This window comes from Glycomyces sp. MUSA5-2 (assembly GCF_037034145.1).
In the GTDB taxonomy this organism is placed as follows: domain Bacteria; phylum Actinomycetota; class Actinomycetes; order Mycobacteriales; family Micromonosporaceae; genus Glycomyces; species Glycomyces artemisiae.
Genome location: NZ_JBAGKG010000013.1, coordinates 66,176 through 85,922 on the forward strand (window position 1 = coordinate 66,176; position 19,747 = coordinate 85,922).

Consider the following 19,747-nt stretch of genomic DNA (forward strand, 5'->3'; position numbering starts at 1 on the left):
TCAGACGCCGGCGAGGTCCCCGCTGGCGCCAAGCGCGATGAGCTGTACTGCGGTCGCCGCGCCCGCGCCGACCGCCCACCACCAGCCCGAATCCGTCAGGACCGACCACGCCACGACCGCCAGCGACGCCGCGAACACCGCGGCCAGCCACGCCGTCCCGGCCCCGCCGAGCCGCGCGGCGATCCGCCGCGCGCGCCGGATCAGCCACACCCACAGGACGACCGAGCCGACCGCGATCAGTCCGATCCCGGCCAGGTCCAGGGGCCCGGGTCCGTGCATGTCGCTGATCCGCACCACCGGTCCATCCGAATCGGGCAGCGCAACCAGCATCGTGCCGACCGCTACGGCGGCGAACCAGACGGCGAAGATCTTCCAAGGGGTCATTCGCCGAACCTAACCCGCCGCCGCCAGGGCGGATCCGCCTACACCCAGGCGCGCGGGGAATGGACGCCCACGACCGTGCCGCTCGGCGTCGCGATGCCCGCGACGCGCAGGCCCGGGACGTCCATCGGCTCGGCCGCGACCGAGCCGCCGAGTTCGACAGCCTTGGCGCACAAGGCGTCCGCGTCCTCGACCGCGACCATGACGCTCCACTGCGGCGGCATCGACTTCTCGAACCCGTCGGCCGCGTGGCAGCCCCCGAACTCCTTCGAGTCCCCGCGCGCGGACAGCGCCGTGTACGGCGTCGGGTTCGCCGGGTCCTCCCACGGCGGGGTCACCGCGTCCCAGGCCAGCAGGTCCACGTAGAACCGCATCGCGTCGGCGGGCGCCCCGTCGTAGTGGTACTCGGCCCACGCGATCGAGTTCACCTCGCCCCACACGCCGAACCCGGTGGTCGGGTCCAGGGCCTCCACGACCCCGAACGACGCGTCGTTCGGGTCCCGCAGCATCGCGAAGCGCAGCATCGAGCCGACGCTCTCGGGCCCGGCGTCGACCGCCGCGCCCAGGCTCCGCGCCTTGTCGACCGCCTCGTCGCAGTCGGCGACCCGGAACTGGAGGTTCCAGGTGCGGGACGGCGACATGCCGGGAGGGCACGGCATGATCCCCATGACCGGGCGCGGCTCGGCACCCGGCAGGGAGAAGGTGGTGTAGTCGCCGTACTCCGGGCCCGAGTTCTCCGACGACCACCCGAACAGGCCCTCGTAGAACGCGGTGTCGCCCGCCAGGTCGGCGGTCAGGGAGTCCGACCAGATCGGGGCTCCGAGCGGGATCGATGGCATCGTGCGCTGCTCCTTCGCAGAGACGTCGTGACCGTCCCACCGTCGCACGGAGGACCGACACGCGAGCGCGATTCGGCTACTCCCGCGGCGACATCACGGTGAAGTACGCCCCCGTGGGCGACGCCAGCACCGCCATCCGCCCGCCCGGGTCGTCCACCGGCGCCACCGCGACCGCCCCGCCCAGGTCCACGGCCTTCGCCGCCGTCAGGTCCACCGACGCCGTCCCGAAGCACACCGTCCAGTGCGGCGTCATGTCCAGCTCCGGGCCCAGCGCCATCCGGGCCCCGCCGAACTCCTCGGACCGTGTCAGCGCGTGCCCCTCGCGGGTCCGCAGGCCCACGTACGGCGCGTCGTGCCCCGGCTCCGACCCGTCCGGCGCGTGCAGCGACCAGTTCAGCAGCTCCGCGTAGAACTGCATGGCCTCCACGGGCGCGCCGTCGTACACGTACTCGAACCACACGATCGCGCCCGGCTCGTTCCGGGCCGTGAACCCGACCTTCTCGCTCAACGGCTCGAACAGCCCGAACGCGCCCCCGTCAGGGTCCTTCAGCGCCGCGTACACCAGGTCGTCGCCCACCCGGATCGGGTTGCTCGTGATCTGCGCGCCCAGCTTCTCGGCCTCCGCCGCCGTCCGCACGCAGTCCCCGGCGTGGAACGCCACGCCCCACGCCGAGCCCTTCGCGCCCGACGCGGCCTCGGCGATCCCGCCCACGGCCCGCGCCTCCGAGACTGTCGTCCCCAGGCACAGCTCCGTGTAGTGCCCGAACTGCTCGCCCGAGTCGAACGCGGCCCAGTTGAACAGCCGCATGTAGAAGTCCACGTCCCCCGCCAGGTCCGGGGTCACGGCGTCGGCCCAGATCGGGGCGCCCAGTGGAATCGAGGTCGGCATCGCGTGCCCTCCCGTCGCGGTCGGTGGGGTCCAGCGTCCCAGGCCGGTGCGGCACTGGCAAGGGGCGGCGCCACCGGGGGTTGCCCGGCGCCGCCGCCCCTGAAACGGGCGGGACGGACGCTCAGCGCTGGCGCTGCTCGGCCAGCAGGTCGCGGATCTCCTGGAGCAGCACGACCTCGGCGGCCTCCAGCTCCTCGGACAGCTCGTTCTTGGGTCCGAAGCGCTCCATGAGCTTGTTCATCGGGTACACGACCACGAAGTACACGGCCACCGCGGTCAGGAAGAACACGAGGATGCCGTTGAGGAACACCCCGTACGGGAACTCGACGCCGTTGACGGTGAAGCTGCCGCCGACCTCGCCGCCGCCGGTGACGAGCTTGATGAGCGGGTTGAGGAACGCCTCGCCGAACGAGCCGACGAGCGCCGTCATCGCCGCGCCCATGACCACCGCGACGGCCAGTTCGATCACATTGCCGCGCATCAGGAACTCTTTGAAACCTTTGATCATGCCCCGATCCTCGCATCCGTCCCGGCCCCGGCCGCGACCGTGGCCCGCGGTGTCGCTGTGACCGATGCGATATCACCCGTGCGGGAACACGCGGGCGCCCGCGGCGGTTGGACCCGGCATGCGACCGTGCCGCGGCGCAGCAGGCCCGCGGCGCACTGAGAGAGGCAGAACAGCCATGGGCGACATCACCATCGGCGGCGACCTGACCGTGGACCGGCTCGGCTACGGCGCGATGCGCCTGTCCGGCGACCCGGGGATCTTCACCCCGCCGAAGGACCGCAAGTCCGCGAAGGCCGTGCTGCGCCGCGCCGTCGAGCTCGGCGTCGACTTCATCGACACCGCCGACTCCTACGCCCTCGGCGACAACGAGTCGCTCATCGCCGAGGCCCTCCACCCGTACGCCGACGGCCTCGTCATCGCCACCAAGGGCGGCAACACGCGCCCCACGGCCGCCGAGTGGGTCCCCTTCGGCCAGCCCGCCTACATCCGCCAGCAGGCCGAACTGTCCTTGCGGCGCTTGAACACCGAGACGATCGACCTGTACCAGATCCACCGCCTCGACCCGGCCCTGCCGGTCGCCGACCAGATCGCCACGGTCGCCGACCTCCAGCGCGAGGGCAAGATCCGGCACATCGGCCTCTCCGAGGTCACCGTCGAGCAGCTGAAGGAGGCGCAGGCGGTCGCCCCGATCGCGAGCGTCCAGAACCTGTACAACCTCATCAACCGCCAGAGCGAGGCCGTCCTCGACTACACCGCCGAGCAGGGCATCGCGTTCATCCCGTGGTTCCCGATCGCCGCAGGTGAGCACGCGGGCCCCGAGGGGCCCGTCGGGAAGATCGCCGCCGAGGTCGGCGCGACCCCCGCCCAGACCGCGCTCGCGTGGCTCCTGCGCCGCTCGGACAACATCGTGCCGATCCCCGGCACCAGCTCGATCGCGCACCTGGAGGAGAACGTCGCCGCCCGCGAGGTCGTCCTCACCGACGCCCAGTTCGCGGCGCTCGACGGCCTCGCCTCCGCGTAGCACTGCGAGTCCCCGCACGGGTCCGCGCCGTCCGGCGCGGGCCCGTCGGCGTCTCAGGGGTTCAGCGGCGCGATGCGGAAGCGCTCGAACTCGGCGGTCGGGCCGTGCTCGTTGCCGAACGCGATCGTGTTGCGCCCCTCTGCGAGGTCGACGATCACCGGGTACGTCCAGAAGTCGTTCCACGTCCACGTGCCGCGCATCGGGTACCGCCCCGCGGGCTTGCCGTTGACGACGAGGTCGCAGTGGCGCGTCACGATGTCGGCCCCGGACGGGCGGCCCTCGGCGCGCTCGCCGTTCGCGTACGACACGAGCAGCGCGTGCGGCCCGGCGGCGGCCTCGAACGCGATCGCCGCGCCCGCGCCGCGCCCGTTCCAGCCGATCACGTGCCCGCGGTGCGCGAAGTCGTTGACGATCAGGCACGACCCGCCCGAGCGGACCGCGTCGGCCGCGTCCACGTCGATCGGCGCCGGCCCCTCCGCGGGCTCGACGTCGAGGCGCGCGGCCGCGGCCCGGAGCCGGTTGATCCCCGCATGCAGGAACACCGGCCGCGTCAGATCCACTGGCACGCACTGGTTCTGCGGCCCCAGGAGCACGCCGCGCGCGGCCCCCGCGAACCGGTGGTACCGGTCCTCGGCGGCGTACACGTCGAACACCGGCTCGTCGCTCCCCGCCTCGTACCGCGCGAACGCCCCGTCGTAGGAGCAGCGCGCCGGGAGCCGCTCCGTCAGGTCGATCTTGTCGAGCGCGACCTCGCCGCGGGCCGTGCCGATCGCCCCCGACTTCGACAGCTCGATCGTGTTCTCGCCCGCGTGCAGCGCCACCGGCACGTGCACGACCGACCGGTGCTGCCAGTTCATCGTCGAGGGGTACTCCACGAACCGCTCCGCGCCGTTGACGGCCAGGACCTGCTGCGCGGGCTGCGGCTCGGTCGCCTCGGCGCCGCGCCCGTACATGTGGGAGTAGAACACCGCGAGGTCGTACTCGCCCTCCGCGGGGACCTCGACCGAGAACGTCACGGCCGAGTCGTTCATGTTCAGGCCGCTCACGTCGTACTCGCCCGACGCGGCGAACCCGTCGCCCTCCCCGGGATGCCCCTGCCGCGCCACCTCGCCGGAGGTGATCCGCGCCTGCTCGGCCTCCCACGTGCCGCGCCACGGCGCTCGCGGCACCGGCCCGGCCTCCCCCGGCGCCAGCGTGATCCAGTACGCGGCCATCCGGTCCGCCTGCGGCACATCGATATCGAAGCCGCCCGGCGGTCCGGTGACCCGGCTCAGCGCCACCGGCGGGGCCGCCGCGCCCTCGTACCCGGTCCAGTCGATCCGGTGCACCGTCGCCGTCACCACCGGCCCCCACGCCTCCGCGTCCAGGCCCCGCACCGCGACGGTGAAGTCCCCGGCGCACCCGCCCGCGAGGACCTGCGCCGTGCACCGCTCCGCGTCCAGGCTCGCGATGCCCTGCAACGTGTCCGGCGTGTCCGGCCGCGGCGGCGTCACGCGCACCGTGGTGCCGGTCATCCCCGAGTACACCTTGAGCAGCCACCACGCGCCGCTCGGCACGTTCGTCTGCGGCGCCGCACCCGAGTAGCCGCCCGCGGCGGTCCAGAACGCCATGTCCGCGTGGGCCTTCGCGTCCTCGAACAGCGCCGCCCACTGCACCAGCTGTCCCGGCACCGACAGGTCCCGGTTGTTCGCGTACTCGTCGATGTTCACCGGCCGCGGGTCGATCCCGAGCTCGCGCTCCAGGTCCCGGTACTCGGCGTGATGGCTCCTGAAGTCCGCCAGGGACTTCGGCGACAGCTCGTGCCAGGCCGTCCACTCCGGGAGCGTCCCGGTGTCGCGGGCGCGGCGCAGGAAGTGCCGCAGGAACTCCCGGTGGAAGTAGCCCTCGTTCGGGCCCGCGAGCGGCACGCCCGGCGCCACGCGCCGCAGCAGCCGCACCGTCGTGGTCCAGTCGGCCATGAACCGGTCGAACCGGGCCGGGTCGTTCTCCTTGAGCGCGTACCAGATCCAGTCCGGCTCGTTGAACGGCACGAGCACCAGCCGCCCCGCGTTCGCCTCTGTGAGCATCGGCGGCACGACCGCGCACAGCCGCTCGTGGTACACGTCGATCCCGACGTCCTCGTAGGGCCAGGACGCGAACAGGTCCTGGAGGTACACGAACGCGACCCCCGCCTTCCCCCGCGGCCTCCCGTTGCGCCGCAGCACCGCCACCGCGCCCGACGCGTCCCCGCCCGGGTGCCGCGCGCCCCCGTCGGGCCCCGCCGCGAGCGTCGTCAGGTCCAGCGCGTCCAGCAGCTCGTCGCCGGGCACGCCGTCCTCGGCCACGCCGTACAGGGACCCGGTGGCGCCGTGCAGGACCGGGCCGGTGGGGGAGGCGAAGTCCGCGGCGAGCACGGCCGCCGGCGCCACAGGGCCGGGCGGCCCCGCCGGCGGATCGGAGGGGACGGGGTTCATCAGCTGGGCCTTTCGGGGGTCTGCGGGTCGCGCCTCCACGAGGTCAGGAGGAGGGCGGCCCCGAGGTCTCGCGGACGATCAGCTCGGGCTCGGGCCAGCCCGGCACGGGCCGCGGGATCGAGCCGTCCACGCGGTGGCGCAGCAGCTCGAACGCGCCGCGGCCGACGCTCTCGAAGTCCTGGTTGACGGTGGTCAGCGCGGGGGTCGTGTACGCCGAGAACGGGGTGTTGTCGAAGCCCACCACCGACAGGTCCCCGGGGACCGAGCGGCCCGCCAGGTGCGCGGCGCGCATCGTCGCCAGCGCCAGGTGGTCGTTGCCGCACAGGATCGCGGTGACCGACGGGTCGGCCACGAGCGGCTGCACCGCCTTGAACGCCTCGGCGATCGTCCACCCCGACGGCACCGGCTCGGGCACCTCCCGCCCGGCCTCGCGCAGGACCCGCGCCCAGCCCTCGGCCCGGTGCGCCTTCCCGCCGCCGAACGTCGCGGTCGAGGTGGGGATCGCCAGGTGGTGGACGGTGGCGTGCCCCAGGTCCAGGAGGTACCTGGTCGCCTCGGCGGCGGCCTTCCCGTCGTCCATGCCGACCAGCCACGGCGAGGCCGCGAGCTCCTCGGCGGTGTACGGTCCGATCGCGACCATCGCGTGCGGCTGCTGGTCGAGCAGGACCTGCTTGGCGCGCATGCCGGGTTCGTCGTGCGCCATGATGATCGTGGGCTCGCCCGCGCGCGGCAGGCGCGCGATGATGTCCGCGTCCGAGTGCGTGTCCGCGGGGTCGAGGACCGAGATCTGCACGCTCCAGTCGAGGGCCCGCGCGGCCTTCTCGATCCCGCGCAGCGCCGCCTCGGGCCCGTAGAGGGAGGTGTCGGCGGTGAGGACGGTGACCGACTCGGCCGCCCCGCCCGCGAGGCTCCGCGCCAGCCGGTTGGGCCGGTAGCCCAGCTCCGCGATGGCCTCCAGGACCTTGTCGCGGGTCGCGGCCGCGACCCTGGGGGAGCCGTTGACGACCCGGGAGACGGTCTGGTGCGAGACGCCGGCCAGCCGCGCCACGTCCCAGATACTGGCTGCCTTCTTCGGTTGCGCCATCGCTGCCGTCGCTTTCCATGTTTCGTTCGCGCGCACGCCTTCCGGGGCGCCCGCGGCACCCCGGTCCCCTACGACGATACGCCGCCCGCTGTGAACGTTCACCTATCTGTCGATCCACAGCCATTAGAGCACAGTTCCGTAACGGAGCGGTCATGCCGAAGTCACGGTTCATTCGGGCCCGTCAATGCGTTCAAATGCCGCATCGACCCCACCCGCGACGCTGGCCACGCCGAAACGGCCCCCTGTGAGGGTGAGTTCACACACTCGAAATCTTTGGCGACAGCTTCTTAACACGCAGGCCCGGGTCGCGTAACACGTCGCAGTGAAGCTGGCTTCACTCCGGTAGGTAGGAGCGTCACGCGCCGGTCGCAAGGCCGGCGCGTGACAACAGCTCCTGAGCACCGTCGCTCCCCTCGACGCCGGACGACTCTAAAGCCCTTTGCAAGCAGTTACTACCTATCTTCGGAGAGAGGAGGCGGCACGCCCATGGAGGGTCTCGACACCGGCAACACAGCCTGGATTCTTACCTCAGCCGCCCTTGTCCTGCTCATGACTCCGGCGCTCGCCCTGTTCTACGGCGGCCTCACCCGCGCCAAGAGCGTCATCAACATGATGATGAAGTGCCTCGTGGCCATCGGCCTCGTCAGCGTCGTCTGGGTCCTCGTCGGCGAGTCGCTCGCCATCGGGGACGGCTCCGGCGACAACCCCCTCATCGGCGACTTCACCTCGCTGTTCGGCTCCCGCCACGCGATCGAGGTCCTCGGCGAGGCCGGTCTGAGCGGCGTCCCGAACGCCGTGTGGACCGCCTTCGGCATGATGTTCGCGATCATCACCGTCGCCCTCATCGCGGGCGCCGTCGCCGACCGCATGAAGTTCTCCGCGTGGGTCGTCTTCGCCACCGTCTGGGTCATCGTCGTCTACTGCCCGGTCGCGTACTGGGTCTGGGGCGGCGGCTGGATCGAGGACTGGGGCGTGCTCGACTTCGCCGGCGGGACCGCGGTCCACGTCAACGCCGGCGCCGCCGCGCTCGGCCTGGCGATCGTGGTCGGCCGCCGCATCGGCTGGAAGGACGGCAACTTCGCGCCGCACAACCTGCCGCTCGTCCTCCTCGGCGCGGGCCTGCTGTGGTTCGGCTGGTTCGGCTTCAACGCGGGCTCGGCCTTCGCCGCCGACGGCTTCGCGGGCCTCGCCTTCCTGAACACCCAGGTCGCCACCGCCGCCGCGGTCCTCGCCTGGCTCCTGATCGACCGCCTCCGCGGCATCAAGCCCTCGATCATCGGCGGCTGCTCCGGCGTCGTCGCAGGGCTCGTCGCCATCACCCCGGCCGCGGGCTACGTGACCCCGCTCGGCGCGATCGCCATCGGCGCCGTGGCCGGGATCATCTGCCCCTTCGCCATCGGCCTGAAGCACAAGTTCGGCTTCGACGACGCGCTCGACGTGGTCGGCCTGCACATGGTCGCCGGCTTCTGGGGCTCGGTCTCCCTCGGCCTGTTCACCTTCGCCGAGTCCAACGCCCTCGGCGTCGACGGCCTCTTCTACGGCGGCGGCTTCGAACTGCTCGGCAAGCAGGCCGCGGCCACCGGCGTGGTCCTGGTCTACTCGGCCGTGGTCGCCTTCCTCATCGGCCTGATCCTGAAGTTCACCATGGGCATCCGGATCTCCGAGGAGGAGGAGCTCGCGGGCATCGACGCCGCGCAGCACGGCGAGGCGGGCTACGACCTGCCCGTCAACGGCAACACCAGCGTCGACGCGCCCGTCGCCGCGGGCGAGCCCGAGAAGGTCAACGCCTAGCAAGGCTTCTTCACACCGCTGAGGACGGCCGCCCCCGCCACGGGGCGGCCGTCCTGTTTTCGCGTCCCGCCGCGCGCCCCGTTAAGCTCGTAGCAGTCCAATCAACCCACCGAGAGGTCAGCCCGTGTTCGACGCATTGTCAGATCGACTGTCGGGAATCTTCGAGTCGATCCGCGGCAAGGGCCGCCTGACCGATGCCGACATCGCCTCCACGGCCCGCGAGATCCGCCGCGCGCTCCTTGAAGCCGACGTCGCGCTCCCGGTGGTCAGGACCTTCATCTCCCGCATCGAGGAGCGCTGCAAGGGCGCCGAGGTCTCCAAGGCCCTCAACCCCGCCCAGCAGATCGTCAAGATCGTCAACGAGGAGCTCATCAGCATCCTCGGCGGCGAGACCCGGCGCCTCAACTACGCGAAGCAGCCGCCCACGGTCATCATGCTCGCGGGCCTCCAGGGCGCGGGCAAGACCACCCTCGCCGGGAAGCTCGCCAAGTGGCTCAAGGGCGACGGGCACTCCCCGCTCCTGGTCGCCGCCGACCTCCAGCGCCCCAACGCCGTGAACCAGCTCCAGGTCCTCGCCGAGCGCGCCGGGGTCGCCGCCTACGCGCCCGAGCCCGGCTCCGGCGTCGGCGACCCCGTCAAGGTCGCCACCGACTCCATCGCCGAAGCGAAGCAGCGCGGCCACGACATCGTCATCGTCGACACGGCCGGCCGCCTCGGCATCGACGAGGAGATGATGCAGCAGGCCCGCGACATCCGCGACGCCGTGAACCCCGACGAGGTCCTCTTCGTCATCGACGCCATGGTCGGCCAGGACGCCGTCAACACCGCCGAGGCCTTCCGCGACGGCGTCGGCGTCACCGGCGTCGTCCTCTCCAAGCTCGACGGCGACGCCCGCGGCGGCGCGGCCCTGTCGGTCCGCCACGTCACCGGCCGCCCCATCCTCTTCGCGTCCACCGGCGAGAAGCTGGAGGACTTCGACGTCTTCCACCCCGACCGGATGTCCTCGCGCATCCTCGGCATGGGCGACATGCTCACCCTCATCGAGCAGGCCGAGGCCGTCTTCGAGGAGAAGCAGAAGGAGGAGTACACCGAGAAGCTCCTCAAGGGCGAGGACTTCACGCTGGAGGACTTCCTCGACCAGATGCAGGCCATCCGCAAGATGGGCCCCATCGGCAACCTGCTCAAGATGATGCCCGGCATGGGCCAGATGAAGCAGCAGATCGACTCCATCGACGACAAGCAGATCGACCGCACCACGGCGATCATCCGCTCGATGACCCCCGCCGAGCGCCGCGACTCGTCGCTCATCAACGGCTCCCGCCGCCTGCGCATCGCCAACGGCTCCGGCGTCACCGTCTCCGAGGTGAACCAGCTCCTCGCCCGGTTCAAGGAGGCGCAGAAGATGATGCGCCAGATGGGCGGCGCCATGGGCATCCCCACCGGCAAGGCCACGAAGTCGCCGTACACCAAGCGCAAGGGCAAGAAGGGCGCCAAGAAGAAGACCGTGCGCCGCGGCGGCCCCGCCTCGCAGCAGCAGCGCGCCCCGCAGGGCCTCGGCGGCCAGATGCCGGACCTCTCCGGCTTCAACCCGGCCGACCTGCCCGACATCGACCTGGAACAGTTTTTGAAGCAGCAGGGTTTCAAGGACCAGGGCAAGGACAAGTAGCGCCCCCGCGCCGGGCCCGACACGGGGCCCGGCGCTGGACATCGCGACCCGTCCGGGTGATACTGCGAGGCGATGACTGCACTCGAACCGCTCGCGCCGCTCCACCTCCGCGTCGTCTGGCTCCCGTACGACACGGTCTGCGACCTCTACGTCGACGGCGACCGCATCACGTTCGACCCCGTCCCCGGCGCGCGCACCGTCGCCACCTCCGGGTACGCCCTGCCCGGCCTCGTGGACGCCCACTGCCACATCGGCATCCGCCGCGGCGCGGCCCCCATCGAGAGCCTCGACGAGGCCCGCGCGCTCGCCCGCACCGACCGCGACGCCGGCGTCCTCGCCATCCGCGACGCCGGATCGCCCTACCCGTACCCCGAGCTCGTCGGCGAGGACGGCCTCCCGCGGCTCATCCGCGCCGGGCACCACATCGCCGCCTCCAAGCGCTACCTGCGCGGCATCGGCCTCGAATGCGAGCCGCACGAGGCCGCCGCCGCGCTCGCCCGGCAGGCGAAGCTCGGCGACGGCTGGGTGAAGCTCGTGGGGGACTGGATCGACCGCGGCCGCGGCGACCTCGCCCCGTCCTTCGAGCCCGAGGTCCTCACCGCCGCGATCCACGCGGCGCAGGCCGAGGGCGCCCGCGTCGCCGTCCACACGTTCTCCGAAGAGGCCGTCGAGTGCGTCGTCGCCGCCGGGGCCGACTCCGTCGAGCACGGCACGGGCCTGTCCGCGGACCTCCTCGACACCATGGCCGCCAAGGGGATCTCCCTGGTGCCCACCATGATCAACATCGAGACGTTCGACGACATCGCGGCCGGGGCCGACGTCAAGTTCCCCCGCTACGCCGACCACATGCGCCGCCTCAAACGCGGCTTCCCGGAAGTCGTGCGCGCCGCCTGGGAGGCGGGCGTCCAGGTCCGGCTCGGCACGGACGCGGGCGGCGGCATCGACCACGGCCTCGCCGCCGAGGAGATGCGCCTGCTCCACGAGTCCGCGGGCATCCCCCTCGCCGAGGTCGTCGCCGCGGCCTCCTGGAAGGCCCGCGAATGGCTCGGCCTCGCCCCCGACCTCGGCGACGTCGTCGTCTACGACCGCGACCCGCGCACCGACCTGACCGCGGCCCGCGAGCCGTCATTGATCATCCTCCGCGGCCGGATCGTCGAGCACTGAACTTGTTGGGAAATACGCCCATTCGCGCCCTGACCCGCCGTCCCACCACTCGTTCGCGAAGCGGCCTCGTCACCACGCTGTGGCGCGAATCGGCTATCGTGAACGTCCCCGCGCCGTTTCCGCCCGAGCAGAGAGTGCAGCGATGACCTATCCTCCGACTCCGGACCAGTCCGGTCAGGGCGGCTTCCAGTACGACCCGTACGGCAGCCAGCCCGGTTCCCAGCCCCAGCAGCCCGGCTACAGCCCGCAGCCGCAGCAGCCGGGCTACAGCCAGCCCCAGCAGCCCGGTTACGGTGCCGCCCCGCAGCTCCCGCCCGCCGCCCCCGGCTACCCGCCGCAGTACGGCGCGCCCGGGTACGGCCCGCAGCTCCCCAAGGGCCAGGCCGTGGCCTCGATGGTGCTCGGCATCGTCGCCGTCGCGCTCTTCTGCGTGCCCTTCGTGAACCTCATCTGCGGCATCATCGCCGTCGCGATGGGCGCCGTGGCGCTCAAGAAGATCAAGCTCGGCCAGGCCGGCGGCAAGGGCATGGCGATGACCGGCCTGATCCTCGGCATCATCGAGTGCGCGTGGGCCGCGATCGCCATCATCATGTACATCAGCGGCGTCGCCTCCCTCGGGATGGTCGGCACCACCGTCTGACGCATCGACGACGCGGAACGGCCCGGGCGACGCCCGGGCCGTTCCGCGCGTTCGCACGTCGATCCTCCCGATCACATGGTGACCAGGCAGAACGGGTGCCCGACCGGGTCGGCGAAGACCCGGTAGGTCTCCCCGCCGCCGTCGAGGCGGCTCGCCCCGAGCTCCAGCGCCGCCGCCTCGCCCGCGTCGAGGTCGGGCACGCGCACGTCGAAGTGCATCTGCTGCGGGTGCGCGCCGCCCGGCCAAGTGGGCGTGGTGAAGTCGGGGATCTGCTGGAAGGCCACGCCGGGCCGGTCGGGCGCGTCGCCGATGACGACCCAGTCGCCGTCGTCCTGGACCCGGACCATGCCGAGCAGCTCCTGGTAGAAGGACGCGAGCGCATCCGGGTCGGGGCAGTCGATGATGAGGCCGTGCCAAGTTCCGATCATCCGGCCAGTGTTCCAGCCGGGTACGACGGGCAAACCCCGATCAGGTGACGTCGTCGAAACTGGCCGAGCGCCCGCGGGTCCGCTCGGCGGCCGACGCGTCGTCGGCACCGGTCGCGGCGCCGTTGGCCGAGCCGTTCGCGGACCCGTTCGTGCCGCGCGTGATCGCGCCGCGGTTGACGTTGCGGCGGGTCGTCTCGATGTCGCGGGTCGCGTCCGTGAGGCCCTCCTGGAGCGGCTTCGTGCCGTCCTGGAGGTCGCGCATCGTGGACTTGAGGGGGTTCGTGAGCATCTCCTGGTCCTCTTCGGTCAGGATGTGCTTGCGCACGAACGTCTTGGGGTTGAGGTCCTCGGGCTTGATGTCGGTGCCGATCTCGCGGCTGAGGTCGGCCGCGGCGTTCGACGCCATGTTCCGGGCCTTCGAGATGAACCGGCGGAGGTTCGCGAGCGCCTTGGGCAGCTTGTCGGGGCCCCACAGGAAGATCGCGATGAGGATGATGACGAGGAACTCGGTTCCGCCCAAGCCTCCGAACACGCTGACCCTCCGATGACCGACTGTGACTGCTGGTACCTGAAAAACCTCCGCCTAGCGTACCCCCACGTCAGTCCGCGGCCGCTTCTAGAGTGACCTGGGCGCTGTGCTCCTCGCCATCGCGCTCGTACACCACCGTGACCACGGTCCCGGGCGCGAGCTTGCGGATGAGGGCGATCAGCTGGGTGTTCTCCGTGACCCTCGTACCGTCGAAGCTGGTCAGGAGGTCGCCGTCCTCCAGGCCCGCGTCGTCGGCGGGGGAGCCGTCGACGATCGTCGCGAGGGTCACGCCGACGCCCAATTCGGATTCTCCGAGCTCCGCGCCGAGGACGGTGTGGGCGGCGCTCCCGGTCGCGATGATCTCGTCGGCGATGCGCTTGGCCTGGTTGATCGGGATCGCGAAGCCGATGCCGATGTTCCCGGCCTCGCCCTCGGCCGCGGTGGACGCGATGGCGGTGTTGATGCCGATGACCTGCCCGGCGATGTCGGTGAGCGGCCCGCCGGAGTTGCCGGGGTTGATCGCCGCGTCGGTCTGGATCGCGGCCATCACCGACTCGACCTCGCCGTTGTTGTTCTCGGTGAGCACGGGCCGGTCGATCGCGGACACGATGCCCTCGGTGACCGTCGACGACAGCCCGAGCGGCGCGCCGACGGCGAGCACCGGGTCGCCGACGGCGACCTTGTCGGAGTCGGCGAGGACCATCGCCGGGTGGTCGCCGCCCTCGATCTGGAGGACCGCGACGTCGGAGTCGGGGTCGGAGCCGATGACGTTCGCGGTGGTCACGGACCCGTCGCTGAACAGGACCTGGAGCTGCTCGGCGGGCTCGGTGCCGCCGCCGACGACCACGTGGTGGTTGGTGAGCAGGTACCCGTCGTCGGAGACGATGAAGCCCGAGCCGTTGCCGCCGTCCGCGGTGAGGACCGTGACGACCGACGGCATGATCTGCTCGACGACGCCCGCCACCGAGGTGAGGTCGCGCTGCGTCTCGGGGTCGGCGCCGGTGATCGTGCCGCCGATGTCGCCGCGGGTGGCCCAGATGCCGATGGCCGCGCCGAGGACCCCGGCGATGAGCGCGGTGACCGCCGAGACGGCGACGACGAGCCCGAGCCCGGCCCGCGCGGTCCGGCGGGGCCGCTCGGGAAGCGGTTCGAGCGGGGTCGCAGCCGGCGCCGGGCGGGTCTCGATCACGGCCCGGCTCCCCGGGTCCCGCCACGGGTCGCTCGCCGCCGCGGGATGCCACCACGCGGCCTGGCCGGCGGGCGGCTGCTGCGCGGCGGCCTGCGGCTGCGGCGCGGCCATCGCGACGTCGTGGCGCCCGTCCGCGGCGGGTCCGGCGGGGTGCGCCGGAGACGCGGGTTCCTGCGGGGCCGGCTGCGCCGCCGTCTGCGGGGCCTGCTGCTCTGGAGCCGACTGCTGCCAGGGCCGCTGGGGTCGCCACTGGTCGCCCGGATCTGCCTGGGGCGGCTGGGTGCCGGAAGTCATGGGTAGAGTCTATGCCGCATTTGCCGCCCCTTCACCCGCGCTGCGATTCCGGCCCGCCCCGTGACGGTGCGTCCGGATTCCGCTGCGTCCACCCGGCACGCCGCGCGCGTCCACCCCGCTCGGCGCCCGCGCGCTGCCGGTCCGAGGGCGCGAAGAAGGACCCGCTTCACGGAACCGTGCAGCGGGTCCTCAGTCCGGACCGGCGGCGGGGTGACCGCCGAGTGGGGTGGCTTCGGGCCGTTATTCGAGGGCGCCCTGGAGCTCCTTGTTCAAGGTCTCGGCCTCTTCCGGCGTCATCTCGACCACAAGACGACCGCCGCCTTCCAGCGGCACCCGCATGATGATGCCGCGGCCCTCCTGGGTAACCTCCAACGGACCATCGCCGGTCCGCGGCTTCATGGCCGCCATATTCGTCTCCCCTCGATCCAAGGCCGCAGGTTGCGACTCGACGTTGCTAGATCAAGTTTCCCCGATCCGCAGGCCGAGAGCCAACTCGCCCCTCCGAGTATGTGACAAAGTTGCGGAGAAAGTGCCTAAAACCGTTTAAATCGGACACCCGATTTGCGGTTTTCCGTTTCCCGTGCGCAGAGCCCTGAAACAATGCCGGATCGTGACGGTCCGTCCGGGTACCGGACTACTCCTCCGGGTCCTGCTCGTGCTCGGCGCCCAGGAGGAACGCGGTCCCCTCGATCTCGCGCCCGTACGGCGACACGAACGTCGGCAGCTCCTTGGGCCCCAGCGACCGGATGTACGACCAGAACAGCCGCACCGCCTCGGCCTTGTCGACCGCCTCGATCGGCATCGACAGCGTCACGAGCCAGTCGCTGCGCCGCTCCGGCGTCGGCAGGCTGCGGACCAGGTCCTCCCACGCGTCCGGCATGAGCTGCGTCCAGCCCGCCTCGACACCGGCGCTCTCGTCGGTCTTCTCCGGCTCCTCCAGGCGGCGCCGGTACACGACCGCGGGCCCGACCAGCTCGCCCAGCGCGAAGACGCCCTCCGGGCCGGCCAGGGCCACCTCGTCGCCGTCCGCGGCGCCCTCGGGACGGGCCCCCTCCGGCTCGACCGACTCGACCTCGTACGCCTGTTGCTCCGCGTACTCGTCCTCGTGCAACACCAGCAGCCAATAACGCATGGGCTTATCCCATCACGACCCGCCGCGCGGCGGCGCCTCCCCTTCATCCTCGCGCCCTGCCTCACGTCCGGTCCCCTCACCGTCCGCGCCGGACTCCTTCGCGAGCCGGAACGTGTCCTCTTCGAGGGGCTCGTCGAACGGCTCGGCGTCGAACGCCTCCGCCTGCGTCTCCGGCTCGACCGGGTCGTCGCCGTACTCCGCGTCGGCCGCCTCCTCGCGATCCGATTCGGCCGCAACGGCTTCCCCGCCGTCCAGTTCGGCCCGCAGCGCCGCCAGCTGCTCGTCGCGGCGGCCGATCTCCCACGCCAGGCGGTTCAGCGCCGCGTCGACCTGGTCGGTCCGGTAGCCGCGCGCCCCGGTGTCGAACCGCAGCGCCCCCACGGACGCCTCGCTCACCGGCTCCTCGTCCCCGAGCCCGGGCGGCGCGCCCGCGGGCGCGAGGTCCAGCAGCGTGTCGCGGCCGGTGGCCCACACGACGATCGAGAACGCGATCCACACGCCGACGACGGCGACGATGACCGGGAGCACGAGACCCACGGGACCCTCCAAGCAGTTCTAAGCGAAGAACGCGAAATAGGCGAACAGCGCCATTGTGCAGACCGCGAGGGTCACTCCCAGACGCGGGTTGTGGGGGACGACCGCCTTCACCGGCCGCCCGTCGCGGTCCGTGCGCGGCAGCCGGGGCCGGTTCGCGGCCCCCACCAGCAGATACCCCACCAGCGCGGCCATGACGGGCGGCAGGAACATGACCCACCACGCGGCCTCGCCGCCCCCGCCGCTCGCCGCCAGATAGACCAGCTGCCCGATCAGGCACGCGATCATGCACGCGCCGTAGACGAGGAGCTCGCGCACCACGTGGTGCACGTCCGGCAGGAGCGTCGGCCGCTGGGCCGCGCGCACCGTCGCCCGCAGCGACAGCTCCGCCTCCCGCAGCGCGGTCTCGGCCTGCGCGAGCGCCGCGTCCGGGTCGTCCACCGCCGTCTCGGCCGCCTGGAGTTCGTTCGAAGGCATCAGGTCCGGCGTGGACTGGCGCAGCCGCACGCTCAGGTCCACCACCTCCGCGGTCCGCGCGTCCAGCTCGGTCCGCACGCCCGCGAGCGCCAGCCTGCGCCGCTCCAGCCGCCGCGTCGCCTGCGCGCTGCTCGCCGCCGAGTCGGCGTCGAGCCGCGCCAGCTCGTGGACCAGGTCTTCGTACGCGCTCAAGCTCATCGGGTCTCCACCACTTCGTCCAGGCGGCCGGGCCGCACGTACGGCACCGCCAGCACCGCGGTCCCCGCGTGCCGGTCGATCACCAGGCACCGGTTCGCGCGCGCCTCCCAGGCCCGCTCGTACCCGCCGGTGATCGCCGCCAGGTCGTTCGCGGCGATGTTCAGCGCCACCACCCCGGCCACGTGCTCGCGCCCGGCCGTGCCTCCGATGTCGTCGAGGAACCGCCGCGCGCCCCGCCACCAGCCGATGACGTGCGCGCCCGTCGCCGGGCCGTGCAGCAGCAGGTCCCGCAGCGTCCCCGGCTTCCCGTCCGCGCCGTCGGCCCCGAACCACACCAGGTACACCGGCTTCCCGCGCGGCGCCGTCAGGATCGACCCCGGCTCCAGCTCCCGGCACTCGTGCCCGGCGCCCTTCAACTCCTCCACCAGGTCCCGCGCGAGGTCCTCCGCGCCCGCGGCCGTCGCCGCGACCTGGAACTCCACGCTCCCCGGCTCGTGCTGCCGCGCCACCGACAGCGCCGCCGACGTCAGCACGTCGGCCGCCACGATCGACGTCCCGAGCACCGCCAGGTGCCGCCCCGGGCTCCGGTCGAACTGGTAGCCCACCGTCGACATGTGCACGTCCACCGCCCGGCCCACCAGCGCCCGCGGCGCGTGCGTCGGCACGAGCGACGCGAACCCCGGATCGGCCGCGAGATGCTGCTCGTCGAACCCGCGGAACACCACCGGCTCCGCATCCGAGTCCCGCCGCTCCCACAGCTCCCGCCGCAGCCGCGCCAGCAGGTCGTCCGCGCTCGACGCGTCCGGGAACCGGCAGGTCCGGTTGCGGCCCTTCAGACCTCCGGCGTCGTTGAGGATCGCCTGCCCCACCGACTCGACCGCCGCGTCGTTCCCCTCGTCGAGCAGGTGCCGCGCCCCCGGCAGCGCCACCCGCAGCGGGAACTGCCCGAAGATCGAGTCCTTCTTGGAGTACAGCGCCTCGATCCCCGAGATCGTCTGCGACGCGAGCACCAGGTGCACCCCGTACGAGCGGCCCTTGCGCGCCAGCTCCTCCAGGTGCGCCACCGCCTCGCCCGCGAGCCGGTCGTTCCCCGCGAACAGCACGTGGAACTCGTCCACCACGGCCACGATCCGCGGCAGCCGCAGCTCCGGCCGCAGCTCCCGCAGCCGCGCCAGCCGCGTCGCCCCCGCCCGCTTCATCAGCCCGGCCCGCCGCGTCAGCTCCGCGCGCAGCGCCGCCAGGACCGCCACCCCGTACTCGCGGTCGGACTCGACGCCGACGGCCTTCACGTGCGGGATCCACGACGGGTCCAGCGGCGAGGGCGTGAACTCCGTGAACGACACGCCCTCCTTGAAGTCCAGAAGGTACAGCTCCAGCTCCTCGGGGGAGTACCGGGTCGCGAGCCCGTACAGCACGTCGAGGAGGAACACGGTCTTGCCGCCGCCGGTGCGCCCGCCGATGAGCCAGTGCGGCGTGGCGTCGTCGAACGACACCTCCACGTCGCCCCCGGCCATGCTCCCGGCCTGGTCGCGCCCGATCACCGTCGTCAGCCCGCTCCGGCTCGACTCGGTCCACAGGTGCTCGGGCACCAGGTCGGCCACCGACAGCTCGCCCGCCTCGCGGCGCTGGCGCGCCCGCGAGCCGAACACGGTGCGCGCCAGGCGGGGCGGCGGCGCGGCGTCGAGGACCACGGGCAGCGGGAGGCTCCCGAGCCGGACCTCGTCGCCGCATTCGAGGTAGGTCGCGTGCTCGACAGCGGGGAGCGGTTCGCGGTGCGGGTGGTTCCTCCAGCCGCACAGCACGAGGTGGCAGCGGGCGGCGGGCCCGGCGTGGGCGAGGGCCGCGAGGCGCTCGCGCATGGTCTTGCCGACCTCCGGCGGGAGCCCGGCGATGACGATGAGGTGGTAGGGCCGGTCGGCGATCGACTGGCCGCGGGCGGCGATGTCGCGCAGCTCGGTGAGCCGCTTCTCGGCGGAGGTGAGGGCCCGTCCGAGCGCGAGGTGGTCGGTGGCGACGGGGGCGGCGATCCCGGCGTCGACGAGCGCGGTCGCGGGCGCGAACACCTGCCCGAGCGTGACGCCGTCCACGAGGGACAGTTCGAGGTCGGGGTGCGCGGCGGTGACCCGCACGAGCAGCGACTGGAGCATCCCGGCCACGCGCGGGTCGGCGGCGTCGCCGTCGCACACGAGGTGGCCCTTGCCGAGCAGGCCCGTCAGTGCGGGGAACGCGGGCTCGTCGTCCAAGAGGGCCGTCCCGATCCGCACCGCCTCGACCCCCCGTGGGTCGGTCCACAGGGGCGTGTCGGGGTCGGTCTTCGCGAGGTCGTCGCCGAGCCATCCGGTGGCGGCGCCGGCCGCTGCCGCGCTGAGCCTTTGGGCCAGTTCACTTCTGCGGCGCTCGGTGTCGTCGGCGGCGAGCTGCGTGGCGGCCTCGATGAGGAGCCGCTCGGCCCGGTCGGCGGCCCCGGCGGCTTCGCGCAGCCGCGCCGCGGCCCGCTCCAGTTCGGTCCGCCAAGTCAATGCCGCCTCCA

At 72.4% G+C, this 19,747-nt stretch carries 19 protein-coding genes; 5 read left to right on the forward strand and 14 right to left on the reverse strand.

Annotated elements, in window-relative coordinates; translation table 11 throughout:
* The 4 genes from WA640_RS26630 to mscL form a co-directional block, all read right to left on the reverse strand.
* Window positions 1-384 (reverse strand): hypothetical protein, encoded by a 384-nt coding sequence (locus tag WA640_RS26630; protein ID WP_335991888.1) that lies wholly within the window; start codon window positions 382-384, stop codon window positions 1-3.
* A 38-nt stretch (window positions 385-422) separates the two neighbouring features.
* Window positions 423-1,220, reverse strand: a complete 798-nt coding sequence (locus tag WA640_RS26635) for a VOC family protein (RefSeq protein WP_335991890.1) — start codon at window positions 1,218-1,220, stop codon at window positions 423-425.
* Between the two features lie 76 nt (window positions 1,221-1,296).
* Window positions 1,297-2,109: a VOC family protein gene (locus tag WA640_RS26640; RefSeq protein WP_335991891.1), complete on the reverse strand. Its 813-nt coding sequence runs from the start codon at window positions 2,107-2,109 to the stop codon at window positions 1,297-1,299.
* A gap of 121 nt (window positions 2,110-2,230) precedes the next feature.
* Window positions 2,231-2,617 carry a large conductance mechanosensitive channel protein MscL gene (gene mscL, locus WA640_RS26645; protein WP_335991893.1) on the reverse strand — a complete coding sequence of 129 codons (387 nt, stop codon included), beginning with the start codon at window positions 2,615-2,617 and terminating at the stop codon, window positions 2,231-2,233.
* Window positions 2,618-2,792: 175 nt separating this feature from the next.
* Here mscL and WA640_RS26650 point away from each other — a divergent pair, with 175 nt between their 5' ends.
* Entirely contained in the window at window positions 2,793-3,638 is an 846-nt protein-coding gene (locus tag WA640_RS26650; RefSeq protein ID WP_335991894.1) for an aldo/keto reductase, read from the forward strand.
* Between the two features lie 53 nt (window positions 3,639-3,691).
* On the opposite strand, the gene WA640_RS26655 is transcribed toward WA640_RS26650, so the two are convergent.
* Entirely contained in the window at window positions 3,692-6,091 is a 2,400-nt protein-coding gene (locus WA640_RS26655) for a CBM35 domain-containing protein (RefSeq protein WP_335991895.1), read from the reverse strand.
* A 43-nt stretch (window positions 6,092-6,134) separates the two neighbouring features.
* Window positions 6,135-7,139 (reverse strand): LacI family DNA-binding transcriptional regulator, encoded by a 1,005-nt coding sequence (locus WA640_RS26660; protein ID WP_219926819.1) that lies wholly within the window; start codon window positions 7,137-7,139, stop codon window positions 6,135-6,137.
* Between the two features lie 522 nt (window positions 7,140-7,661).
* Here WA640_RS26660 and WA640_RS26665 point away from each other — a divergent pair.
* The 4 genes from WA640_RS26665 (at window position 7,662) to WA640_RS26680 (ending at window position 12,436) form a co-directional block, all read left to right on the forward strand.
* Complete coding sequence (locus WA640_RS26665) at window positions 7,662-8,966, forward strand: ammonium transporter (protein WP_106365069.1); 1,305 nt, start codon at window positions 7,662-7,664, stop codon at window positions 8,964-8,966.
* 124 nt (window positions 8,967-9,090) lie between these two features.
* Entirely contained in the window at window positions 9,091-10,632 is a 1,542-nt protein-coding gene (ffh, locus tag WA640_RS26670; RefSeq protein ID WP_335991898.1) for a signal recognition particle protein, read from the forward strand.
* Between the two features lie 72 nt (window positions 10,633-10,704).
* The gene (locus WA640_RS26675; protein WP_335991899.1) at window positions 10,705-11,796 is read left to right on the forward strand and encodes an amidohydrolase family protein; all 1,092 of its coding nucleotides are present in this window, start codon (window positions 10,705-10,707) and stop codon (window positions 11,794-11,796) included.
* Between the two features lie 142 nt (window positions 11,797-11,938).
* Entirely contained in the window at window positions 11,939-12,436 is a 498-nt protein-coding gene (locus WA640_RS26680; protein WP_335991900.1) for a DUF4190 domain-containing protein, read from the forward strand.
* A 71-nt stretch (window positions 12,437-12,507) separates the two neighbouring features.
* Here the strand turns inward: WA640_RS26680 and WA640_RS26685 are convergent, their stop codons facing one another.
* The 8 genes from WA640_RS26685 to WA640_RS26720 form a co-directional block, all read right to left on the reverse strand.
* The gene (locus WA640_RS26685; RefSeq protein ID WP_335991901.1) at window positions 12,508-12,864 is read right to left on the reverse strand and encodes a VOC family protein; all 357 of its coding nucleotides are present in this window, start codon (window positions 12,862-12,864) and stop codon (window positions 12,508-12,510) included.
* A 40-nt stretch (window positions 12,865-12,904) separates the two neighbouring features.
* Window positions 12,905-13,396, reverse strand: coding sequence for a hypothetical protein (locus WA640_RS26690; protein WP_335991902.1), 492 nt, complete (start codon window positions 13,394-13,396; stop codon window positions 12,905-12,907).
* A gap of 67 nt (window positions 13,397-13,463) precedes the next feature.
* Entirely contained in the window at window positions 13,464-14,876 is a 1,413-nt protein-coding gene (locus WA640_RS26695) for a trypsin-like peptidase domain-containing protein (RefSeq protein ID WP_335991903.1), read from the reverse strand.
* Window positions 14,877-15,116: 240 nt separating this feature from the next.
* Window positions 15,117-15,284: a DUF3117 domain-containing protein gene (locus WA640_RS26700; RefSeq protein ID WP_081913440.1), complete on the reverse strand. Its 168-nt coding sequence runs from the start codon at window positions 15,282-15,284 to the stop codon at window positions 15,117-15,119.
* A 226-nt stretch (window positions 15,285-15,510) separates the two neighbouring features.
* Window positions 15,511-16,008: a hypothetical protein gene (locus WA640_RS26705; RefSeq protein WP_146148139.1), complete on the reverse strand. Its 498-nt coding sequence runs from the start codon at window positions 16,006-16,008 to the stop codon at window positions 15,511-15,513.
* A gap of 12 nt (window positions 16,009-16,020) precedes the next feature.
* On the reverse strand, window positions 16,021-16,545 hold the full coding sequence (locus WA640_RS26710; protein WP_335991904.1) for a DivIVA domain-containing protein: 525 nt from the start codon (window positions 16,543-16,545) through the stop codon (window positions 16,021-16,023).
* Between the two features lie 18 nt (window positions 16,546-16,563).
* Entirely contained in the window at window positions 16,564-17,217 is a 654-nt protein-coding gene (locus WA640_RS26715) for a hypothetical protein (RefSeq protein ID WP_335991906.1), read from the reverse strand.
* On the reverse strand, window positions 17,214-19,736 hold the full coding sequence (locus WA640_RS26720; RefSeq protein ID WP_335991907.1) for an FtsK/SpoIIIE domain-containing protein: 2,523 nt from the start codon (window positions 19,734-19,736) through the stop codon (window positions 17,214-17,216). The genes WA640_RS26715 and WA640_RS26720 overlap by 4 nt, the downstream gene beginning before the upstream one ends.
* Window positions 19,737-19,747: the final 11 nt, after the last annotated feature.